16 protein-coding genes are annotated in these 20,841 nt (G+C 57.8%); 4 read left to right on the top strand and 12 right to left on the bottom strand.

The genetic code is table 11. The features are described 5' to 3' along the window. Nucleotides 1–90: 90 nt before the first annotated feature. From ACZM8Y_RS02500 to ACZM8Y_RS02490, 3 genes are all read right to left on the bottom strand, one after another. Nucleotides 91–1,380: a TRAP transporter large permease gene (locus tag ACZM8Y_RS02500; protein ID WP_302553936.1), complete on the bottom strand. Its 1,290-nt coding sequence runs from the start codon at nucleotides 1,378–1,380 to the stop codon at nucleotides 91–93. Nucleotides 1,381–1,390: 10 nt separating this feature from the next. Then, nucleotides 1,391–1,963, bottom strand: a complete 573-nt coding sequence (locus ACZM8Y_RS02495) for a TRAP transporter small permease (protein WP_479859856.1) — start codon at nucleotides 1,961–1,963, stop codon at nucleotides 1,391–1,393. Nucleotides 1,964–2,066: 103 nt separating this feature from the next. After that, nucleotides 2,067–3,074: a TRAP transporter substrate-binding protein gene (locus tag ACZM8Y_RS02490; protein ID WP_302553934.1), complete on the bottom strand. Its 1,008-nt coding sequence runs from the start codon at nucleotides 3,072–3,074 to the stop codon at nucleotides 2,067–2,069. Between the two features lie 598 nt (nucleotides 3,075–3,672). On the opposite strand from ACZM8Y_RS02490, the gene ACZM8Y_RS02485 reads away from it, so the two are divergent. From ACZM8Y_RS02485 to ACZM8Y_RS02475, 3 genes are all read left to right on the top strand, one after another. After that, complete coding sequence (locus tag ACZM8Y_RS02485) at nucleotides 3,673–4,641, top strand: 4Fe-4S binding protein (protein WP_482330349.1); 969 nt, start codon at nucleotides 3,673–3,675, stop codon at nucleotides 4,639–4,641. 168 nt (nucleotides 4,642–4,809) lie between these two features. Further along, the gene (locus tag ACZM8Y_RS02480) at nucleotides 4,810–5,232 is read left to right on the top strand and encodes a hypothetical protein (RefSeq protein ID WP_308771865.1); all 423 of its coding nucleotides are present in this window, start codon (nucleotides 4,810–4,812) and stop codon (nucleotides 5,230–5,232) included. Nucleotides 5,233–6,008: 776 nt separating this feature from the next. After that, on the top strand, nucleotides 6,009–6,356 hold the full coding sequence (locus ACZM8Y_RS02475) for a hypothetical protein (RefSeq protein ID WP_489501540.1): 348 nt from the start codon (nucleotides 6,009–6,011) through the stop codon (nucleotides 6,354–6,356). Nucleotides 6,357–6,546: 190 nt separating this feature from the next. On the opposite strand, the gene ACZM8Y_RS02470 is transcribed toward ACZM8Y_RS02475, so the two are convergent. The 3 genes from ACZM8Y_RS02470 to upp all read right to left on the bottom strand — a co-directional run bounded on the left by ACZM8Y_RS02470 (nucleotide 6,547) and on the right by upp (nucleotide 10,300). Then, complete coding sequence (locus tag ACZM8Y_RS02470; protein ID WP_482330348.1) at nucleotides 6,547–7,836, bottom strand: competence/damage-inducible protein A; 1,290 nt, start codon at nucleotides 7,834–7,836, stop codon at nucleotides 6,547–6,549. Between the two features lie 457 nt (nucleotides 7,837–8,293). Further along, nucleotides 8,294–9,559 carry a uracil-xanthine permease family protein gene (locus ACZM8Y_RS02465; protein ID WP_308770901.1) on the bottom strand — a complete coding sequence of 422 codons (1,266 nt, stop codon included), beginning with the start codon at nucleotides 9,557–9,559 and terminating at the stop codon, nucleotides 8,294–8,296. Nucleotides 9,560–9,673: 114 nt separating this feature from the next. Further along, nucleotides 9,674–10,300: a uracil phosphoribosyltransferase gene (gene upp, locus ACZM8Y_RS02460; protein WP_308770902.1), complete on the bottom strand. Its 627-nt coding sequence runs from the start codon at nucleotides 10,298–10,300 to the stop codon at nucleotides 9,674–9,676. A gap of 460 nt (nucleotides 10,301–10,760) precedes the next feature. Between upp and gdhA the strand changes: the two genes are divergently transcribed. Further along, nucleotides 10,761–12,119, top strand: a complete 1,359-nt coding sequence (gene gdhA, locus ACZM8Y_RS02455; RefSeq protein ID WP_302553928.1) for an NADP-specific glutamate dehydrogenase — start codon at nucleotides 10,761–10,763, stop codon at nucleotides 12,117–12,119. A 1,446-nt stretch (nucleotides 12,120–13,565) separates the two neighbouring features. Here gdhA and ACZM8Y_RS02450 read toward each other — a convergent pair. The 6 genes from ACZM8Y_RS02450 to ACZM8Y_RS02425 form a co-directional block, all read right to left on the bottom strand. Next, nucleotides 13,566–13,739 (bottom strand): bacteriocin-type signal sequence, encoded by a 174-nt coding sequence (locus ACZM8Y_RS02450; protein WP_302554567.1) that lies wholly within the window; start codon nucleotides 13,737–13,739, stop codon nucleotides 13,566–13,568. 31 nt (nucleotides 13,740–13,770) lie between these two features. After that, nucleotides 13,771–15,213, bottom strand: a complete 1,443-nt coding sequence (locus ACZM8Y_RS02445) for a putative sulfate exporter family transporter (RefSeq protein ID WP_302554565.1) — start codon at nucleotides 15,211–15,213, stop codon at nucleotides 13,771–13,773. A 278-nt stretch (nucleotides 15,214–15,491) separates the two neighbouring features. Next, complete coding sequence (locus ACZM8Y_RS02440) at nucleotides 15,492–15,887, bottom strand: hypothetical protein (protein ID WP_302554563.1); 396 nt, start codon at nucleotides 15,885–15,887, stop codon at nucleotides 15,492–15,494. Nucleotides 15,888–16,646: 759 nt separating this feature from the next. Beyond that, the gene (locus ACZM8Y_RS02435) at nucleotides 16,647–17,594 is read right to left on the bottom strand and encodes a polysaccharide deacetylase family protein (RefSeq protein ID WP_482330347.1); all 948 of its coding nucleotides are present in this window, start codon (nucleotides 17,592–17,594) and stop codon (nucleotides 16,647–16,649) included. A gap of 74 nt (nucleotides 17,595–17,668) precedes the next feature. Next, nucleotides 17,669–18,187 carry a DUF1269 domain-containing protein gene (locus ACZM8Y_RS02430; protein ID WP_479859514.1) on the bottom strand — a complete coding sequence of 173 codons (519 nt, stop codon included), beginning with the start codon at nucleotides 18,185–18,187 and terminating at the stop codon, nucleotides 17,669–17,671. 1,244 nt (nucleotides 18,188–19,431) lie between these two features. Continuing rightward, nucleotides 19,432–20,382 (bottom strand): prenyltransferase, encoded by a 951-nt coding sequence (locus ACZM8Y_RS02425; RefSeq protein ID WP_479858927.1) that lies wholly within the window; start codon nucleotides 20,380–20,382, stop codon nucleotides 19,432–19,434. Between the last annotated feature and the right edge of the window lie 459 nt (nucleotides 20,383–20,841).

The following is a 20,841-nucleotide window of genomic DNA, read 5'->3' as shown; positions in this document are numbered from 1 at the left end:
TTCCCTCTTCCCTCCCCCGCTCTTCCTCCCCCGCACGCAAAAAAGGGCAGGCCCGCAAGCCCGCCCTTTCAACGGCATGTTTTCCCCGTGCTACTTCATGAGGAACTTCATGGGTTCCAGAGACAGCGAGGGGAAGAACAGGAGCAGGAACAACACCAGCACTTCCACGATGAGGAAGGGGGCCATGTTCCGCACCAGATTGCCGATCTTGATGTTCCCGATACCGCAGACCACGTAGAGCACCGTACCCACGGGCGGCGTGATGACGCCGATGCCGAGGTTCAGGATGAACAGCAGCCCGAAGAAGTACGGATCGATGCCCGCCTGCTGGATCAGGGGATAGAACACCGGCGCGAAGATCAGCACGTTCGGCGTCAAGTCCATCACCATGCCCGCAAGGAACAGGAAGACGTTGATCGCGAGCAGCAGGAGGATCGGGGAATCCACCAGCGGCTGGAAGAGTTCCGCCACCTGCATGGGGATTTGCGCCGAAGTGATGAACCAGCCCACCGCCGTGGCCGTGGCCACGATCAGCATGACGACGGACGTGGTGCGCGCTGCGCGGGCGCTCACGGCAAGCAGGCCCTTAAAGGTCAGCTCACGGTAATACAGGGTACACACGGCGATAGCATACACACAGGCAAACGCGCCGCCTTCCGTGGGGGTGAAGACGCCGAACCGGATGCCGCCGAGCAGCAGCACGGGCATCATGAAGGCGGGCATGGCGTCCCGGACGATCTTCGAGGCTTCGCCCTTCTTGAATTCGATCTTTTCCTTATATCCGTCGATGCGGACAATGAAGAACCATGTAACCATCAGGCAGAGGCCGATGAGCAGGCCGGGAACCAGGCCGATCATGAACAGCTTGGTGATGGACAGGCCCACGGTCGCGCCAAGCAGAATGAAGTTCGTGCTTGGGGGAATGATGGGCCCAAGGATGGCGCCGGAGGCGATGACGCCGCCCGCGCGTCCGGGCTTATAGCCGGCCTGCGCCATCATGGGCAGGAGCAGGCTGCCAAGAGCCGCGGCTTCGCCCACGGAGCTGCCCATCAAGCCCGCAAAGATCACGCTGGACACGATGGCGGCGTAGCCGAGGCCGCCGCGGACGCGGCCGATGATGAGCTGCGCCAGCTTGACCACCCGTTTCGACAGGCCGCCTTCGGTCATGATTTCACCGGCGAACACGAAGAAGGGAATGGCCATCAGCGGGTAGTTGTTCGCGCCGTCCAACATGGACTGAGGGATGATCATGACGAACATGCTGTCCCACATGCCGCCGTAATACATCAAAACCATAGAGCACAGGACAAGCACGATGGCGATCGGAATACCCAACGCAAGGAAGCCGAACAGGCTGACCAGAAAAACGACAAGTTCCATGCTCTCTCCCCTATTCCGTTTTAGGCGCGGTGTTGAACTCGCTGGCGGGAGTGCGGATCAACTGCACGATGTCCCGCAGGTGGATGATGATCGCGGCAAAGGCCATGACGGGAAGCGTCCCGTTGATGAAGGCCATGTTCACGTTGGTAGCGACGGAATAGGTGTCCAGCGTCTGAAGCACCACGGAAATGCCGCCGAAAAGCAGCAGCACCAGAGCCGCAAGCATGAACAGCGAGGCGACGATGTCCACGGCCTTGCGCGACGCCCCATGAACCATGTTGACGAACATGTCCACCGCGATGTGCTTGTGCCGGTAAAAAGCCTCAATGCCGCCGATAAATGTGATGTAGATGAAAAGGAACCGGGCCCATTCCTCACTCGGCGCGAAGCTCGAGCGGAACACGTACCGCAGGAAGGCATTGAAAAACACGAGGCCGATCATCCCCAAGAAAATGGCGGCGCAAAAGACTTCAAAGGCCCGTTCGCCTTTGCCTTTCACGACTTCCTCCTCGCGGATCTCCTCCTCGGTTTCGATCTCCTCTATACGTTCCGGCGGCATGACCGGTTTGTTTTCACTGCTCATGATGTACCCCTGGGCGTGATGGTCGGGCCCACGCGAAACGCATGGGCTTGAGGAAAAAAAGGGCCTCCGGCCTGCACCGGAAGCCCCGCTGAGAACGCAGATGTTACTTCGCCTGACGATACGTGTCCGCGCTGTCAAGGATTTCCTTGGCGTTCGGGACGGTGTCATAGAAAAGCTTCCAGCTGCGCTTGCCGGCATCCTGCATGAACTTGCGCAGTTCGGGGGAAGGTTCGCTGACATGGCCGCCGGCTTCGGTGATGGTCTTCACGGCGTCCGTATCGACCTTTTCCACGAGATCCCACACGTAGTCGGCGGAACGCTTGGCGGCTTCGTCGATCCACTTCCTGTCCTGTTCGGGCAGGGACTGATAGAACTTTTCGTTGATGTACAGGGAATGGATGACGAGCAGGTGGCCGGTGAGGGTGATCTCAGGCGTGGTCTCGTACATCTTGATGCTCACGATATCGGACAGGGGGCTGTCGCCGCCGTCGATGACGCCCTGATCAAGCGCGCCGGTCACTTCGGCGAAAGGCATGGGCTGACCGCTGATGCCGCATTCCTTGGCAAAGTTGATGTACAGGGGGATGTTCGGCACGCGCATGCGCAGGTGCTTCATGTCGTCGATGGTCGCCACCGGCTTCTTGGTGTAGAAATGGCGGAAGCCCAAGGGGAAGGCGTTCAGGACGCGCATGCCGGATTTTTCGGTAAAGCCGTCGGTGATCAGCTCGAACGTCTTGCCGCCGTTCATGGCGCGGCGCGCGTGGGCGTAGTCGTCGAACAGCATGGGCGTTTCGAGCATGGCCATGGAGGGCTGAATGGCGGACGTCTGGGTTCCGGTGGCGCACATCTGGATGATGCCCTTGCGGGTGCTGGCGATGTAGGCGTCTTCCTTGCCGAGCTGGCTGTTCGGGAACACCTGCACTTCGTATTTGCCGCCGGACAGTTCCTTCAGGATTTCACCGAATTTACGCATGCCGAGGGTTTCAGGCTCCCCGTCGGGCTTCATGCCGGCCATTTTGATGACGACTTTTTTGTCGGCCGCAAAGCTGGAAGTCGCGGCAACGCCGAGCAACAGGCCGCAAGCGATGAGCAAAGCCAATGCACGTTTCATGTTTCTCCACCTTGTTACGGTTCGAATGTGAACATTTCTCCCCGGCTGCGTTTTCGTGAGGAAAAACATTCCTGACGCGCCGCATGGGGAGATCCCCTGCCTTTCACGCCCGCATCCCCTCCTCCGCGGCTTCACTCTGGGAACCGGAAACAAACGGCAAGGCCGGGAACCGGTTCATTTTCATCCCGTTTCACCTCTACGGAAACGGCGCAGCGGCATAAGCGGAGTTCGGCCGGAATTGACGGACACCCCCATGTCCCTTTTGCGTCACCCCTCAGCCGAAAGAGGGCAAAACTATCAGGAAGCGAAAGGCAAGCCCCGTTTGATAGCGAGAATGATACTAATCTGAAATCTTTTTGTTGGGAATAGAGGAACGGGCCTCTTCTTTGTCATTCTTTTGTAACATTCGGGCCCTTTCCAAAGTTTTTCTTAATAATTCAGCGGATAATAAAAAAGAAAAAATCTTTGGGGATGTTGCCCCGCGGGCCCTCGGCGTCCGGCGCGCCAGCCGGGCGCACCGGCTGTTGACAAAGCGGCACGCAAGATCGACAGGAATTCCCGTATCCTTTCGGCCCGTTCCCTTTTTTGGAGTGTTTTCATGCATCCTTTCTCTTCGGCGCGCCTGCACCGCCTTATCCAGCTCGGTTTCGTCCTCTTCCTCTCTTGGGTCGCGTGGCGGCTCTTTGGGTATGCGCAATGGGCATACGGAAACGGCCCCTTCGTCCCCCGCCCCGCCGCCGCGGAAGCCGTCCTCCCCCTCAGCGCCCTGCTCGGCCTCAAGCGTTTCCTGCTCACCGGGCAATACGATCCCATCCATCCCGCAGGGCTGACCATCCTGCTCGTCGCCTTATGCACGGCTCTCCTGAGCCGCCGGGGGTTCTGCGGCTATCTTTGCCCCATCGGATGGCTCTCCGGCCTCCTCGCCCGTCTGGGGATGCGGCTTGGCGTGAGCTGCCGCCCCGGAAGGCGGATCGAATGGCTCCTTTCCACGCCCAAATACGTGCTCCTTGCCTCCATCCTGTACAGCTTCGTGATCCGCATGGATCTCCCCAGCATCGAATGGTTCCTCAAGTCGCCCTACAACCTCATCGCCGACATCAAGATGCTCCAGTATTTCCTTGCCCCCAGCATGCTGACCCTCGGAGTGATCGCCGTCATGGTTCTGGGCTCGATCTTCCTGCCGGGCTTTTGGTGCCGCGGCTTCTGCCCCTACGGAGCCCTGCTCGGCCTCCTGTCGCTGCTCTCGCCAATGGCGGTCAGCCGCGACCCCGCCTCCTGTTCCGGCTGCGGGCGCTGCGCCGCGGCCTGCCCGTCGCGGATTCCCGTCGACCGGCGTAAACGTCTCTCCGGCCCCGAATGTGTGGGCTGCACGGAGTGCATAAGCGCCTGCCCCTCACGCTGCCTCGGCGTACGGTTCGGCTACGGAACCGGCTCCTTCCGCCTTCCGGCATGGGGCATCGCCGCCGGGACGCTGCTCATCCTCCTGATCGGCTATGCCGCCGCCGTTTTCACCGGCCACTGGGAAACGACCTTGCCTCCGCAGATGCTCCGCATGTTCCTCAACTGACCGGTGCCGGCACTATAAGGAAGCGCAAGCGCCTTCATCCGGCGCTCCCCGGCCTCCCCTTCCGCAACCCCAAACCGGAAACGCCGCCCCGCTGGATTCTATCGGCGGATTGTGCGACACTAGCGCACAAAACGGCCCATTATGCAGATCACAACAAGGATGTTTTCAATGTCGCAAGCACAGCTCCCCAACGAATTGGCAGCCTTCCTCGAAGGTTGGACGACCGACCCCAACAACGCGAAAGACGCCTTCATCCGCTTCAAGGACTTCCTGCTCACCACCCCGGACGTGCGCTTTGATTTCAAGGCCCGCCCCGGCGTGAGCTATTCCCTGCGCGCCGCCAATGCCAAGAACGACGAGCGCCCGCTGTTCGTGCTCGTGGACGTGGTGGACGACGAACCCGAAGCCCGCTGGCTTTCCGTCTGCTTCTATGCGGATATGGTCAACGATCCCGATGAACTGGGCGATTTCGTCCCGTCCGGGCTCATGGGAAAGGATGCCTGCTGCCTCAACCTTGAGGAAGACGACCCCGCCATGCGCGACTATATCCTCGCCCGCCTTGGCGAGGCCGCCGCGTCCGCCGCGAAATAACGCCTAGGAAGGATACCGGGGGAGGGGAGAGAAAACCCTTCTGAAGAAGGGCTTTTCTCTCCCCTCCCCCGGCCCCCTCCCCTCTCTTTCCCAAGACTTTTGCGCTTATCGAATCCCTGTTCGGAAGTCGTACCGGGTGATTTTGAACTGTAATGGAGGTGGAGGCTGTCCCCTCTGCCATAGGGAAACCCATGTGGCCCGGCGTGGGATCGGCCGTGAATAGGGCTGTCCCTTCTGCCGCAGGGGGCCCTCGTGTACGAAATGTGCGGAGAAGGACGGCAAGGGCTTCTCCCTTTCACAGGGAAGCCATTCGTCTGCCCCCGGCGACAAGCCTATCCTACAGTTTTCTCCCTGTTGCAGGGAAACCATTAACCCGTTGAGGACATTGAAAGTCCGTTGATGGTTTCCTCCCTGTCGCAGGGAAACCATTGCCGCCGAGGTCGAACACAACGATCTTTTCAGTTTTCTTCCTGCCCTAGGGAAGCCATCCGTTTATCGACATCCCCGATTTCGATCAGCGCGCTTTCCCCTTGCCGCAGGGAATCCATCGCCCTTTCTCATCCTGCCCTTCGGCCGAGATTGTTCCCTTCCGCGGAGAAGCCATCCTTTTGGTCAGGGAAAACCCGGCTTCGATCAGGATTGCCTCCTTCTGCGGGGAAAACATCAATCGCAGCGGCAGAGGAAGCAAAGGCGATTGCTTACCTACCTTCCGCAGGGAAGGCATCAGGGCTGAAAAAATACATTTAGGCCATTTTCGGATGGCTCTGTCATAGTACATGGTTGTTTTGTTTCAGCAATACATTGAAAATATATGCCTTTTATCCAATCTTTCCGCTGGTGGGCTCTGTGATTGGGGGATTTTATTGGTTATTTCTTTGGAATTTCAAGGAAATAAAGCATCAACCGTTTTCTATGACACAGCCTTTCGGATTGTCCCCCTTCCGCAGGGAAGGCGTACCTTCTCAATAAAGAAGAGGGGAATAAAAATGGCTGTATTTTCACCGCACTGTGGAGATAAAACAACCATAAACGATAACGGAGCCTTTCTCTTTATCAACCGTAAACTTGAACAGAGCCATAAAAATTGTCCCCCCCCCGCGGGGAAAGCATCCTTTGCGGAGTAGCGTCGATGTCCCGCGTCGCAATCCCTCTCGAACCGGGAAGCCATCCCCTGCCGGGGCTCTGTGCCGGGCTGGGGAAACGCCGTCTCCTCCTCTATCTTTGAGGCAAACGTGCGCCAGCGCCCAAGCTGGCCCCGTACCCGGCATCTTTCTTTGTACTTCGACAGTGCCCTTCGGCAATCCCGCGCCTGCCCTACAGCCGCGGCTTTGCCGCCGCCCCTGCACTCTGGGCCGGTTCCAGCGGCAGGCCGGACAAATACCGCCGCACCATATCGAGCGCAGTGCCCGCGGCGCGATCCCGAAGCCAACCGCGTCCATGAACCCGTCCGGGGGGCGTCATCCTGCGAACCCACGTCTGCGTGCCGTCACTGAGCGCAATATAGATGAGTCCCACAGGCTTTTCCGGCGTCCCTCCGGTCGGCCCGGCAACCCCGGTGATGCCGATGCCGAGTTCGCTGCCCGACACTTCGCGCACGCCTTCGGCCATAGACCAGGCCACAGGCTCGCTTACGGCCCCGTGCTCCTCAAGCATGGCGGCGGGCACGCCGAGCAGCTTCATCTTGGCTTCGTTGGCATAGGTTACGAGGCCCATGCCGAAGACTTCCGACGCGCCGGAAACGTCCGTGATGAGCTTCGCCACCAAGCCGCCCGTGCAGGATTCGGCGGTGGCCAGATGCAGCCCCTTTTCGCGAAGCAGCCGGACGACCACGCTTTCCAGATTGTCCACATCCACGCCGTAGACCACATCCCCGTACCGGCGGCAGATCTCTTCGACCACCGGGCGGCACAGCGCCTCGGCGGCCTCTTCGCTCTCGGCCCGTGCCGTCACCCGCACGAACATCTCGTTTTCCTTCGCATACGTCGCCGCCGTAGGGTTCGCCGCACCGGTCAGATCGGCGATTTTCAGCGCGCCCGCCCCCTCGCCGAGCCCAAACGTGCGGATCATGCACGAGCGGATGACGGCATGGCTCCCTTCTTTCAGGAACGGGACGGCATAATGCTGCAGCATGGGGACCAGTTCGGAAGGCGGCCCCGGCAGCATGACGATCAGCTTGCCGGATGCCGTCCGCACGCCGCAGCCCGGCGCTGTCCCGATGTCGTTGGGGAAGACGGTCGCGCCCTCCGGCAGCATGGCCTGCTTGCGCTGGTTCTCGCCCATCGCCGGGCGGCCCTTGAAATAGCTTTCCAGACGGCGCAGGCTGTCATCGTGGAGCTTCAGCGGGACGCCCGCCACGCTGGCGATGGTTTCCTTGGTCAGATCGTCGTCCGTGGGGCCCAAGCCGCCCGTCGTGATGACCACATCGCTGCGGCCCAGCGCCTCTTCCAATGCGCCGCGCAGCCTCCCCGGATTGTCGCCCACCGTGCAGGCGAAAAGCAGGTTGACCCCGATGGCGGAAAGCTCACGCGCGACAAACGCCGCGTCCGTATTGATCGTATGTCCGAGCAAAAGCTCGGTTCCTACCGAAATGATTTCAGCGTTCATGGCAAACCCGGTTGCGGAAATGTGGAAAACGGCTCTCTGGGGAAAGCCCCCTTTGGGAAAACGCTCAACCCCTGCCGGTGCGGCCCGCGCACCCCATCCCCCTAAAACTTTTCCTTCATGGTTACAACAAAAGCCCCCGCGGGGCATCCGAAAGCAATACGCCGGGCATCCCCGCCGCCCCAAAAGGCTTCGGGCGGGAAGGCGCCGGACGTCCCCACCATTTGGAAGGGTTATGAAAAGGCTCTGTTATAGTTTGTGGTTGTTTCATCTCCACAGTGCGGTGAAAATACAGCCTTTTTCTCCGGTTTTCCCCTTGGCGGGCTCCACGGCTAAGGCATTTTGCCGGTTATCCCTTTGGAACTTCAAGGAAAAAGGCATCAACCATTTTCTATAATACAGCCTATGAAAAAAACGGGGAAGGATGTTGTTGGACATCCCTCCCCATCTTTCACCCTTACTATTCGGGCTTCGCCTTCACTTTCTTGTGGGCATGAACCGCTCTGGGAAGGACGAGGTTCAACAGCACCCCGGTGACGGCGGCAAGCCCGATGCCGCCAAGACGGAACGAGCCGATATTAAAGGTCATGCCACCCACGCCGAAGATGATGATCAGCGCGACGACGGCGAGGTTGCGGGGTTCCATCAAGTCTTCACCGGCGCGAACCAGCGTGTTCAGGCCCACCACCATGATGGCCCCGAACAGCAGGATCATGATCCCGCCCATGACCGGGACAGGGATGGAACTCAAGAACGCGCCGAGTTTGTTGACGCATGAGAGCACGATGGCCCAAATGGCGGCCCACGTCATGACGCCGGGGTTGAATGCGCGTGTCAGGGCCACCGCCCCGGTCACTTCCGAATAGGTCGTGTTCGGCGGCCCGCCGAGGAAGCTCGCCAGCATCGTGGCGATGCCGTCGCCGAGCATGGTGCTCTTGATGCCGGGATCTTTGAGGAAGTCCTTCCCCGCCACCGAACTGATGGCGATGATGTCCCCGAAATGCTCAATGGCGGGGGCGAGGGTAATGGGGATGATGAACAGGATGGCTTCCCAGCGGAACTCCGGGAATACGAAATCCGGGACGCCGAACCACGGCGCGGCGATCACCCTGCTGAAATCATGGATGCCGAGCGCAATGGAACACAGGTAGCCTACGGCGATGCCCGACATGATGGGGACAAGGCGCATCATGCCGCGCCCAAGCAGGGAAACGAGCACCGTCGTCACCAGCGCCGCCATCGAGACGATCAGCGCCGTCTCTTCTGGGACGAGCACCGCGCTGCCGTCCCCGGCCTTGCCGAGGGCCATGTTCACCCCGGTCGGGGCTAGCACAAGGCCGATGACGATGATCACCGGCCCGGTCACGATGGGCGGCAGCAGGCGCATGATGATCTCCGTGCCGCGCCAACGGATGACGAAGCTCAGCACCACATAGACGGCACCGGCCATGACCATGCCGCCGAGCGTCGCGGGAAGCCCCCAAGTCTGCACCCCATAGATGATCGGCGCAATGAACGCAAAGGACGACGCAAGGAAAATGGGCACTTTGCCGCGTGTGCAAACCTGAAAGACCAACGTGCCCACGCCGGCCGTAAACAGGGCCACGTTGGTGCTCATGCCCGTCAGGATCGGCACCAGCACCAGCGCGCCGAACGCCACGAAAAGCATCTGCGCACCGAGCAGGGAATCTTTCAGCCGAAAGGAATACGTCGTATCCGACTCCATCTCCACTCCTCAGAAAAAATGTATGTTCCCTGTCCACCGGCGGTTCCCATATGCCGGGCTGTTGGGGAACCGCCCTTTTCAGCCGGAACGGGGGCAACGCCCCGCCGCCTGCCGCTACCGCGTGCCGAAAATGCGGTCACCGGCGTCACCGAGGCCGGGGATGATATAGCCGTGCTCGTCGAGATGGGAATCGACGGCGGCCGTATAGATGTCCACGTCCGGGTGCGCTTCTTCAACGCGCTTGATGCCTTCGGGGGCGCATACGAGGTTGAGGCTGAGGATGCGCTTGCAGCCGCGCTTTTTGAGGAGGTCAATCGTGGCGATGAGCGATCCGCCGGTCGCCAGCATGGGGTCAAGGATGATGGCGATGCGCTGGTCGATCTCCTTGGCGAGCTTCACGTAGTATTCCACGGGCTCCAGCGTCTCTTCATTCCGGTACAGGCCGACGACGCTGATTTTCGCGCCGGGGATCATGTCCAGCACGCCGTCCATAAGGCCGAGCCCGGCCCGAAGGATGGGGACGATGGTCACCATCTTCCCGGAAATGGATTCCACTTCCACAGGCCCGGCCCAGCCCTTGATGACCCGCTTTTCGGTCTTGAAATGCTTGGTGGCTTCATATGTGAGCAGCCGGGAAATTTCCTTCGCCAACATGCGGAACTCGCTGGTGGAGGTGGATTCTTTCCTAAGGATGCCCAGTTTGTGCCGCACGAGAGGATGATCAACTACATGAACCGCCATACCCATTCTCCTCAGAATAAAAGGATTCCCGAAACGCTTCCAAAGCGTATGGGGCCCCCGAAGCGGGAAGCCAACCCTATCCAACAGGCCAAATAAATTGAAAGACCTTATGCCGAGGCCGAGGGTTTGTCAAAATCACGCCCAAGGCGGGCGCCCTCGGCACGCCCCAAGAACGGCCTCCGCAGGCTTGGGCAAGAGCCGCAGCCGATGGTGGGGGAGTCTTTGCAAAATTGTATTTTACATTTTTGTAAAAAATAATATTCCCTTTGAGATAAGCGCAGTTATGCGAAAAATAGCAAAAATGCCTTGCCAAAAGAACTGAAAAGGCATAAAAACGGCACACATTTTCCTTCAAATCCCGTTTCAGGGCGTACCACGGGATTGTGTGTTTCTCAAATTGTCAAAACAGGGGCCCTCTCCCCCTGAGATAGGGAGGGGCCCCCGCCAAGGAGCTTACGTCATGGCTTCGAGCTACGTGCAGAAAGTTATCCGCAGTGTGAAGAAGAGCAACCCCCATCAGCCGGAGTTCATTCAGGCACTGGAAGAAGTCCTCCACTCGCTGGAACCGCTTTTCCTGAGGGATCCCAAGTATCAGCAGAACGGCATCCTCGAACGCATCGTCGAACCCGAACGCCAGATCATGTTCCGCGTGGCATGGACGGACGACAAGGGCCGCGTGCAGGTGAACCGCGGCTACCGCGTCCAGTTCAACTCCGCCCTCGGCCCCTACAAGGGCGGCTTCCGCTTCCACCCCAGCGTCAACCTGAGCATCCTGAAATTCCTCGGCTTTGAGCAGATTTTCAAGAACAGCCTGAGCGGCCTCTCCATCGGCGGCGCCAAGGGCGGCAGCGATTTCGATCCCAAGGGCAAGTCCGACGCCGAAGTCATGCGTTTCTGCCAGGCCTTCATGACGGAAGCCTCCCGTTACATCGGCAGCACCATCGACGTGCCCGCCGGGGACATCGGCGTGGGGGCCCGCGAAATCGGCTATATGTTCGGCCAGTACAAGCGCCTGACCTCCAGCTTTGAAGGCGTGCTCACCGGCAAGGGCCTCAAATGGGGCGGCTCGCTGGCCCGCAAGGAAGCCACCGGGTACGGAAGCGTCTACTTCGCCTCCAACATGCTCAAGGCCCGCAATATGGATCTGGAAGGCGCCGTCTGCGCCGTGTCCGGCTCCGGCAACGTGGCTATCTACACCATCGAAAAGCTGTACCAGCTTGGCGCCAAGCCTGTGACCGCCAGCGACTCGCGCGGCTGCATCTACCACCCCGCCGGCATCAACCTCGACGTCCTCAAGCAGGTCAAGGAAGTCGAGCGCGCGTCCCTCACGCGCTACGCCGAGCTCTGCAAGGACGCCAAATACATCCCCGCGAAGGAATACCCCAAAGATCAGCATCCCGTGTGGAACGTGCCCTGCAAGCTCGCCTTCCCCAGCGCCACGCAGAACGAGCTCAGCGGCACCGACGCGGCCAACCTCATCAAGAACGGCTGTGTCCTCGTATGCGAAGGCGCCAACATGCCCTCCACCCCCGAAGCCGTGGAAGCCTTCCTTCAGGCCGGGCTCGCCTTCGGCCCCGGCAAGTGCGCCAACGCGGGCGGCGTGTCCACCAGCCAGCTCGAAATGGCCCAAAACGCCAGCATGCAGTCTTGGACTTTTGAAGAAGTCGACGCCAAGCTCAAGAACATCATGGCCAACATCTTCAAGGCCGCCCATGACACCGCCGAGGAATTCGGCGTGCCCGGCAACTATGTCCTCGGCGGCAACATCGCCGGCTTCCGTAAGGTGGCCGACTCCATGATTGAGCAGGGCCTGTATTAAGAGAGAGAGAGAGAGAGAGAGAGAGAGAGAGACCGGGGGAGGACCTTTCTGAAGAAAGGTCTCTCCCCCGGACCCCCTCCCCAAAGACTTTTGACTGATGGGGAGGCAGCGCGGCGGCAGTTCCGAAATGCCATCGCCATTCCCCAAAACCGCCCCATTCTCCACCGAGCATGGCAGGCAACTGTCACCCGTCTTAATAGGCTGAAGCCCATAAAAAGAGCCCGGATGTGCAACGCATCCGGGCTCTTTTCGTTTTTTCCACAACCCTCATTTTCCCCATCTCTATTATGCGGCATCGCTCCCGCTATTCCCATTTGGTAAGGAAAAAGCAACGGAGGCACAGTGCTGGCTTCAGGAGATACGGGGTAGTTGGAAAAGGCCGTGTCCTAGGTCGCGTCGTCATTTTACATATAACTATTTGAAATTATTAAAAATAATATTTTTTGTAACTTGAAAAACAGTTAAATAATTTCAATATATTATACATAATTGACGACACGCCCCAGAAAAAGATTGGTATTTTTTCCCTTGAAGTCCCAAAGGGTTAACCCAAAAAATGCCTTAACTATGGACTCCGCCAAAGGGAAAACTGGAGAAAAAGGCTGTATTTTCACCATGTGTGGCGATGAAACAACCACATGCTATGGCAGAGCCTTGAAAAAAAAGATGCCGCAAACAGTGGAATGAGACATTCACCTTTTTCGATGACTTTCTAGGCCGTGTCGTCAATTGAATATAACATATTTAAATTATTAAATTATTTTTCAAGCCACAAAAATATTATTTAATAATTTCAAATAGTTATACGATAAAAACAACACAATCTAAGAATTTATTTTAAATTTCACATAGTTAAATACAAATTTCATTAAAAGCGCGAATGTCTCTCGGAATAGCTACATTCCCCAAAATCAGTTCTCCTCAACGGGAAACATTTCCCACGCCCCCATATGGCAATGGGCTGTGCTAGGTCGTGTCGTTAATCAGATATAATATATTAAAATTATTTAACTATTTTATTTATATTTTAATAATTTTAAATAATTATATGTAAAAAAAAACGACACACCTAGGTTGGGCACAAGCCGGGCTCCGTTCGCAGGGCTCGGCTGTGTAGGCCAATATATGAACCGTTCCAACGCGTCCTGAAACGAAGGGGTTTCGACGATCTGCTCTCTGCGGCTCCTGGATTCCCGTTGGAACCCTCAATGGAGCGGACTCGATAGCGGCTCATGAGATGTTCCCTTCATCCCGCAAGACAAAAGAAAGAGAACCCGGAGGGGGCCGGGTTCTCTGGCCTTCCCGGAGGAGGAGTCTCCGGGAAGGCGTTCCGAGCGGCATACTCTTGCATGGGCGGCGACGGCGGGGCGCAAAGGCGTATGCGTCCCCGTGAACCCTTCGGAACCCCCGTAAAAAGTTCCGTCCGCCCTTCCCTGCGCCGACGGCTTAGCCGTGGGCGCCGGGAGCAATGAAGTCGCTGAGGAAATAGAGAGCCATAAGCAGGAATACGCCGAGGGCCCAACTCCAATGGATGAGCTTCAGTTCGGTAGCGTCCAGCGGCTCATACTCCATCTTCTGCACTTCTTCGTGAAACTTCACGTTCTTAGTATCTTCTGCCATGTCAGTCTCCTTTGCATGAAAATGGAAGAGATTAGCCGGCGATAACCGGAGGCGTCATGCCGTGGAAGAACAGCCACGAGATGAACAGGCCGAGCCAAATGATGAAGCCGAAGAGACATACGACGTACACAATGGCGAGCCTGCCGATGCCTTCTTCCATGAGCTTATGGAAGTTGGACACCATACCGATGGTGAAGAAGGTCAGCGTGAAGAAGATGGTGCGCAGGGGGCCGAGGGTGCTGATCACGCTCTTGCCGAGGGGCTGCCATTCCACATTCACGCAGATGACCAGCATGATCACAAAGGTCATCAGATACCCGAGCACAAAGCGGGGGAAACGGGCGAGCACGTCGCTAAAGTTCATGGTACGGCCGCTGTTGGTCTTATCGAACTTCGCAGTCCACACCCAAGCGAGGACCAAAGACCACACGCCGATGAACACGTCGATGAAGATCTTCACGGTCGTGGTGACCATGGTGATCCAACCGGCTTCCCAATGGACGCCGAGGACTTCGAGCGCGCGGGCGCGGATCAGGGAGTCGGCAATGGCACCGGAAGCGATGGCGCCGCCGTCGGACTTCACCGCGAGGCCCATCCAGCCGCCGGCCACCATGGGCTCGCTGTACAGGAAGTGGGAAGCGATGAAGGGCAGGATCAGCATTTCGATGCAGGTGAACACCACGATCAGCGAGGACACCATGATGGGCACCACAGGCCGGGCGCGGATGGAACTACCCGTGGCGATGGCGGCGGACACGCCGCAGATGGAAATGCCGGAAGCCAGCGGAACAGCCCATTCACGGCTGAACTTGAAGTACTTGCGGGCTACGTAATACACGAAAGCCCAGTACAGAAGATAGGCTTCCACAATGGCGCAAAGGCCCCGGAAGATAATCGTCCCAGCCATGCCGGAAGCCGCGGCGGCCTTCACGCCGAGTTCGGCGCCGAGGACGACGATGGCGATCTTGACGAACAATTCGGGACGGCAGGCGTCATGCAAACTTTCGGCAATGCGCGGGAACGCGTTGCTGATGAAAATACCGGCGACAAGCGCCACAATGAAACCCGCTTCCGTAGTCAGGCCGATCGACCAGTCGATGCCGAACTTGGCCTGCGCGTCGGGCGTAGCCGCAATATGGGCGTTCGCGCCGAGCATGTAGCAGATTTCACTGATGAAAAAGACGACCGTAAACGACTTGACGAACCGGGCGACATTGCCGCCGAGCAGCTTGATGCCGAGCGAGAGAAGCGCCGTCAGGGCCACATACGTGCACAGCAGGGAAACAACGCCGGAGATCGTTTCCTTGTATGCGCCGGTGGTGGCAGAGAAGGCCTTGTCCATACTGGTCCACATATTGGTGCTGACGACCCAACCCAACACGTCAAGATGCGCCAGGTTCAACGCGGCCAAAAGGAAGATGAAGCAACCCGTCAACAGGGCTATCTTATCTTCGTTCAGATTGGTCTTTGCCATAGCCATATCCTCTTGTAAAACTGTACCGGACGGCTGACTCCGCCACCGTGGCGAAAGCGTCCATCTGTATCCAAACAGGCGACGCGATCCCTAGCCGAACCGCAGCCTGACAGGAAACCATTGCGGGAGGCCATCCCCTCCGGAGAGGGAACAGCTTTTACAAAGAATCGATCAAGAAGGATCTGCCCATACGGAACGGGCACGAACAAACGCGGCTTCCCAAAGAAAGGAAGCCTTAAAGGACGCGCGTCACGACGGATCAGGCGATCCGCTGACCGCTACGCGAAGCGGGGAGGAGCGAGGGAGAAGGGAAGCAGGCCCCAAGAGTCGGACTTTCGGAGTGTGGGCACATAATGCCGCACGAACAGCCGCACTACGGAAGAGACGGCGAGCCCAAGCTGGAGCATGAAGATGGCCATCAACGGGACGAGATACTTCAGAGGGGCCTTTGAAGCGATTGTCTCCGTAGACTCCTCAAAGGATTCTACGATGACCGGAGACTGCTTCTGCATGTCGGTAAAGGCAATGCCCGAATTGTATACAACAACCTTCTGCACGTCCGCGTGAAGGATATTCGTATCGCCAAACAAGGAACAGACAAACGACAGCAACATGAAAGGAATGAACATTCCCTTCATGAAGGATTCACGGCGCTGTCTTTCCAAGAGAGTCATACGTCTTCCGATACGAAAAGCTTCATTGTGGCGGGGCTCCATGACGGCGCAGCGCCCACGCGCTGTATTCCGCTCCGCTTTGGGAGGGATAGTACCGCCCCGGATACCCGTGATTGTGAGAATAATAGCACGGAGGCCTTTTCATGACAAGCGCCCCCCTTTATTTTGCCGCTCCTTACAATAATAAATAAATTTAAATGATTGTATTACATTTTGGGGCATGGCGGAGCGTAAATCCCCGAAAATCCCCCTTACAAAAAACCTTTATCCTGAAAAAATAACCCGTTACTAAAAAGCAGAACGGTTCTTTTCATAGCGCCGCATGCCGACACGAAGCATGACATCCCCCTAACCGGCCTCCCCTGTGGGATAAAAATACCTTTCAGCGGGTTTTCCAGATCGAGGATAGGGCTTGAATTGGCGCTGAATAATGAGCTTTTTCTCCCAAGGGGAAAACACCTTTGCCTTCGGCTGCGCTTCCTTCCCCAATCCCCTTGAGTTTTCCGTTATCCGCCATATTTTAACACAATAGGGAGCCCTCAAGGACGCAGCGCATTGGCGCGCCAGAAAACGGCGCCTTCCGGCGGGAGCCGCAAGATCATAGGAAATGGTTGGTGCTTTATCTGAAATTCCAAAGGAATAACCAGCACAATGCCTTGGCTATGGATTGCGCCAAGAGAAAAACTGGAGAAAACGTCTGTAGTTTCGCCATACTATAGAGATGAAACAGCCACAGATATGACAGAGCCAAAGGAAAAACTATTTCCTGCGCCCCGTACCGTCGATGCCAAAGAGCTTGTCCAGATTCAGGTTGTCGCCGGGCTTATTGAAGTAGCCGTCCCGTGTGCGCTGCGGCGTACCGAGCTTGAGCAGTTCCCCGACTGTCACGAAACGATACCCCTTCCTTTGAAGCTCTTCGACGGTTTCCCTGAGCATGGACGCCGACCCCTTGGGCACCCGGTTGGCGTGGAACAAGATAATCGCGCCGGGCCGCACCTGCCCGGCCACCCGCGCGCCCATGCCGTGAACCGCATTGTCCTGCGGCGTTTCCGCAACCACGCTCCACTGGATTACCTGAAGGCCTTCCCGCGCAAGCAAGGCAAGCGCCTTGTCCGAACACCTCCCGTAAGGCAAACGGAACAGCGTTACGGCTTCCGGCAGTTCGACGCTGCGCCCTTCCGCCTGAGCCCTTTTCAGGATCTCCTCGCGCAGCAGCTCATATTCCGCCTGCGTCCAACGGATCTGCTCCAACATGGCCTTTTCGCCCATAATGCCGAAATTGCCGTGTGACCATCCGTGATTGCCGATCTCAAACAAGGGATCAGCCATAAGCTGCATGGCCCGCCTGCTGTGGGATCGCATCCACTTGCCGCCCAGAAACAAGGTAGCCGGGATCCGCTTCATGCGCAGGAAATCGATGATTTCAGCATCGTACCCAGTGGTCATGGTAGACAATTCGCACAGGTCAAACGTCAAGGCCGCCACTTTTTCCTTGGTAGCCACGCGGCGTATGGTGCCTTCATCCTGTGCCGGAAGAGGCGGAAGGGTCTGTTTGGGAACCGTGCGTTCCGGCGGGGCGGGATTATTCGGGACGGCGTGCCGGGCATCCTCAGGCAGGAAACCGGGTTCGGGATGCCACAACGACGCCCTCGCCGGAAAAGCCAGCGCAGCCGCAACCAGACAGCAGGCAATGATCCTGTACAACATGAAAAAACCTGATGTGTTGACTGTTGGAAGGGCTCCCACAGTAACAACATCAGGTTTCAAAAGATAGGAGGGGTTCAGGACGTTTTCTTGGCACGTTCCACGGTCATTTCCTGAAAGAGCTTTTCCATCTGGTACTCGTCCTCCAGCTTGAGGTCGGTACTCAGGACTACGCCGTCCGAATTGCCGAGCGCGCGCAAAGTTTCGTCGACGGCGTCCTGTTTCAAAGGGATGAACAGCGCCGAGCTGCCGGGTTTCAGATGCGTCGCCAGTTCGTTCATAAAGCGGCGACTGATGCCGAAATCGCCCACCTCGCCGGTAGCCGCACCGAGCCCGGCCCCTGCGACGATGCCGAGCAGCGGGTTAAGGAACAGGAACCCAATCAGTGCGCCCCACACGCCGCCGATCAGTGCGCCGTCCTTGGCGAGGGCGTGCGAATATTGGAGGTGTACCTTTCCCTCCTTATCGCAGACCGCGGCTACCATTTTGGAACAATCCACCAGCCCGGCGAGCTCTTCCCGGCCCCTCAGCTCCACCCGGTAGGCTTCCGCCCGATCCATGTCTTCCCTGAAAATCACAGCAATGAGGCTCTGCATGGCGACTCTCCTTACTTTATTGATTATGGACAAGCTATCCGGCTTCGCCTGAGAGTGCCGTGATTATCATCGGGAGCCGGGTGAAGCGCCGGGGGAGGCTGCGCAATGGAAGTACCGTTGTATAACGCGATATAGGGCTTTTTCACGTTGAAACGGCTCTTCCGAATGAGGAAAGCAGGCGTCCGCTGCAAAGGCATAAGAGCCATTTAGCTGCGCTGTCCAATGCCGGAACGAGCGTGTCTTACACTTTAATATTGTACAATTTTAAAGTTAAATTGCTCTAAAAACGGCCTCTCCTCCTCTTTCCAAACAAAAAAGCCGTTCACAGGAACGGCTTCACAACATCGGCAACCCCAACAAGAGGGATTCGATAAGGTCAAAAATCTTTGCGGGTGGAGGGATGGGGTTGGGGAAGGGGAGGAGGGGCTTTTTGAAAAAAACGCCCTCCCCCGGCCCCTTCCCGCAAAACTTGGACTAGTGGGGAGGCTGCGCAATGGAAGTACCGTTGTATAGCGCGATATAAAGCCTTTTCACGTTGAAAGGCTCTTCCGAATGCGGGAAGCAGGCGACCGCTGCAAAGGTATAAGAACCATTTAGCTGCGCTGCCCAATGCCGGAACGAGCGTGTCTTACACTTTAACATTGTACAATTTTAAAGTTAAATTGCTCTAAAAACGGCCTCTCCCCTCTTTCCAAACAAAAAAACTGTTCACAGGAACGGCTTCACAACATCGGCAAACCCAACAAGAGGGATTCGATAAGGTCAAAAGCCTTTGCGGGTGGAGGGGTGGTTTTTTGGGAGGGGAGGAGGGGCTTTTTGAAAAAAGCGCCCTCCCTCGGACCCCCTCCCGCAAAAACTTCGACTGGTGGGGAGGCTACGCAATGGAAGTACCGTTGTATAACGCGATATAGAGCCTTTTCACGTTAAAAAGGCTCTTCCGAATGCGGGAAGCAGGCGGCCGCTGCGAAAGCATAAAAAACATTTAGCTGCTCTGTCCAATGCCGGAACGAGCCCGCCTTACATTTTAACATTGTATAATTTTAAAGTTAAATTGCTCTAAAAACGGCCTCTCCCCTCTTTCCAAACAAAAAAGCCGTTCACAGGAACGGCTTCACAACATCGGCAAACCCAACAAGAGGGATTCGATAAGGTCAAAAGTCTTTGCGGGTGGAAGGGTGGGGTTTGGGGAGGGGAGGAGGGGGCTTTCTCCAGAAAGCCCCCTCCTCCCCTCCCCAATCTCATCTTTACTTCCACACAACCCCGGCAATCAGCAGCGCGCTGTTGATAAGATACAGCTTGCGCACAAGATGCCCGTGCCGGTCGAGATCAAGCCACTCCACGGCCTCGTGGATAAGGCGGCAGGCCCGCCAGTACAGGGGGAACGTCAACAGCCCGATAAACACCGGCCACCCGACGAGCCCACAGGCCCAGAGGTTCGCCATGAGAACCCATACGGCGGGCCACCACAGCTTGAAAACCAGCTCGGCCTTGGCCTTGCCGAGGATGTTCGCCAGCGTCCGCTTCCCCGCCGCGAGATCCGTCTCGATCTCAGGCAGGCTTTGATAGTAGAGAATCCCCGCCACCATGAGCCCCACGGGGAGCGCCAGCGCAAGGCTCTGCACGGAAAAGCCGCCCGCCATCACCGCATAGGAACCCATGACCATAATGAACCCCATATTCAGGCATACGAACAGCTCGCCGTACCCCCGGCAGCCGTAGCGTATGGGCGGCGCGACGTAAAAAACGGCGGAAAACACGGCAAAGGCCACAGGCCCCCACAGCCATCCCTGCCCGCTGTGCCAGATGAGCCACCAGCCGATCAGCACCGTAGCCAGCAACAGGCCCACAATGGTCAGGCTGATCTGGCGCGGGCTGATCCAGCCGTTCTGGATGACCTTCGTGCCCCCGATGGTCTCGTCGGTATCCACGCCTTCCAGATAATCGAAAAGATCATTGGCAATGTTGGCGACCGTATGCAGGCAGAAACACCCCACCATCACAACCGCGAAAATCCCCCAGGGCCAATACCCAAGATCGCGGGCCGCAAGCGCCCCCCCAAGCCCCACGGGGATGAGATCCACAATGAAAAACGGCGGGCGCAGCGCCTGCCACCACGCCTTGACGAGCTGACGGGAGGTCAGCGTGGGCGCATCGGGACGTTTCGGGGCCAGCGCACGGCTCAGCTTGCTTTCCATGAACCCTCCATAAAAACCGGACGCACCGCGCCCGCGTCGAATCGTTGCATCGCACCGGCGGGTTGTACACCGGGAACGCCAGAGGTTCAATCCGGGAGCGCAGCGGCCCGCCAAGCGGAAAGGAGGACGCCCGCCCCACGGACAACTCATATAAGGAAATAGCCTCCCTTTGCGCCGGGGGAAGATATCATGTTCGGGTGCGGGCGTCCGTTCAGTTCGCAAGCCTTCCTTTGCGCCGGGGGAGGATGTCCGCGCCACGGACGGAACCGGGCCGCGAAACAAGGAAAATTCCATGTCCACTTGACAGGAACCCCTTGCTGCCGTAAAGATAAACAGCTTTTTATCAAGCACACTCTGGCAGCGGCCTGGGGTGCTCGTTTCGCCCCGCGGCATGGGCCCGCGGAACGCGGACGGGTAGAAGGGTCAGGGCCGGGGTGGAAGCAAACCCCCATGTCGAAG

This window comes from Bilophila sp. (assembly GCF_057864385.1).
This window is presented reverse-complemented; position numbering and strand designations above follow the sequence as displayed.

Bases quoted from the DNA above. Each gene is read 5' to 3' on its own strand.
- ACZM8Y_RS02500 (WP_302553936.1), bottom strand. From the start codon at position 1,380: ATGGAACTTGTCGTTTTTCTGGTCAGCCTGTTCGGCTTCCTTGCGTTG.
- ACZM8Y_RS02495 (WP_479859856.1), bottom strand. From the start codon at position 1,963: ATGAGCAGTGAAAACAAACCGGTCATGCCGCCGGAACGTATAGAGGAG.
- ACZM8Y_RS02490 (WP_302553934.1), bottom strand. From the start codon at position 3,074: ATGAAACGTGCATTGGCTTTGCTCATCGCTTGCGGCCTGTTGCTCGGC.
- ACZM8Y_RS02485 (WP_482330349.1), top strand. From the start codon at position 3,673: ATGCATCCTTTCTCTTCGGCGCGCCTGCACCGCCTTATCCAGCTCGGT.
- ACZM8Y_RS02480 (WP_308771865.1), top strand. From the start codon at position 4,810: ATGTCGCAAGCACAGCTCCCCAACGAATTGGCAGCCTTCCTCGAAGGT.
- ACZM8Y_RS02475 (WP_489501540.1), top strand. From the start codon at position 6,009: ATGGTTGTTTTGTTTCAGCAATACATTGAAAATATATGCCTTTTATCC.
- ACZM8Y_RS02470 (WP_482330348.1), bottom strand. From the start codon at position 7,836: ATGAACGCTGAAATCATTTCGGTAGGAACCGAGCTTTTGCTCGGACAT.
- ACZM8Y_RS02465 (WP_308770901.1), bottom strand. From the start codon at position 9,559: ATGGAGTCGGATACGACGTATTCCTTTCGGCTGAAAGATTCCCTGCTC.
- upp (WP_308770902.1), bottom strand. From the start codon at position 10,300: ATGGCGGTTCATGTAGTTGATCATCCTCTCGTGCGGCACAAACTGGGC.
- gdhA (WP_302553928.1), top strand. From the start codon at position 10,761: ATGGCTTCGAGCTACGTGCAGAAAGTTATCCGCAGTGTGAAGAAGAGC.
- ACZM8Y_RS02450 (WP_302554567.1), bottom strand. From the start codon at position 13,739: ATGGCAGAAGATACTAAGAACGTGAAGTTTCACGAAGAAGTGCAGAAG.
- ACZM8Y_RS02445 (WP_302554565.1), bottom strand. From the start codon at position 15,213: ATGGCAAAGACCAATCTGAACGAAGATAAGATAGCCCTGTTGACGGGT.
- ACZM8Y_RS02440 (WP_302554563.1), bottom strand. From the start codon at position 15,887: ATGACTCTCTTGGAAAGACAGCGCCGTGAATCCTTCATGAAGGGAATG.
- ACZM8Y_RS02435 (WP_482330347.1), bottom strand. From the start codon at position 17,594: ATGTTGTACAGGATCATTGCCTGCTGTCTGGTTGCGGCTGCGCTGGCT.
- ACZM8Y_RS02430 (WP_479859514.1), bottom strand. From the start codon at position 18,187: ATGCAGAGCCTCATTGCTGTGATTTTCAGGGAAGACATGGATCGGGCG.
- ACZM8Y_RS02425 (WP_479858927.1), bottom strand. From the start codon at position 20,382: ATGGAAAGCAAGCTGAGCCGTGCGCTGGCCCCGAAACGTCCCGATGCG.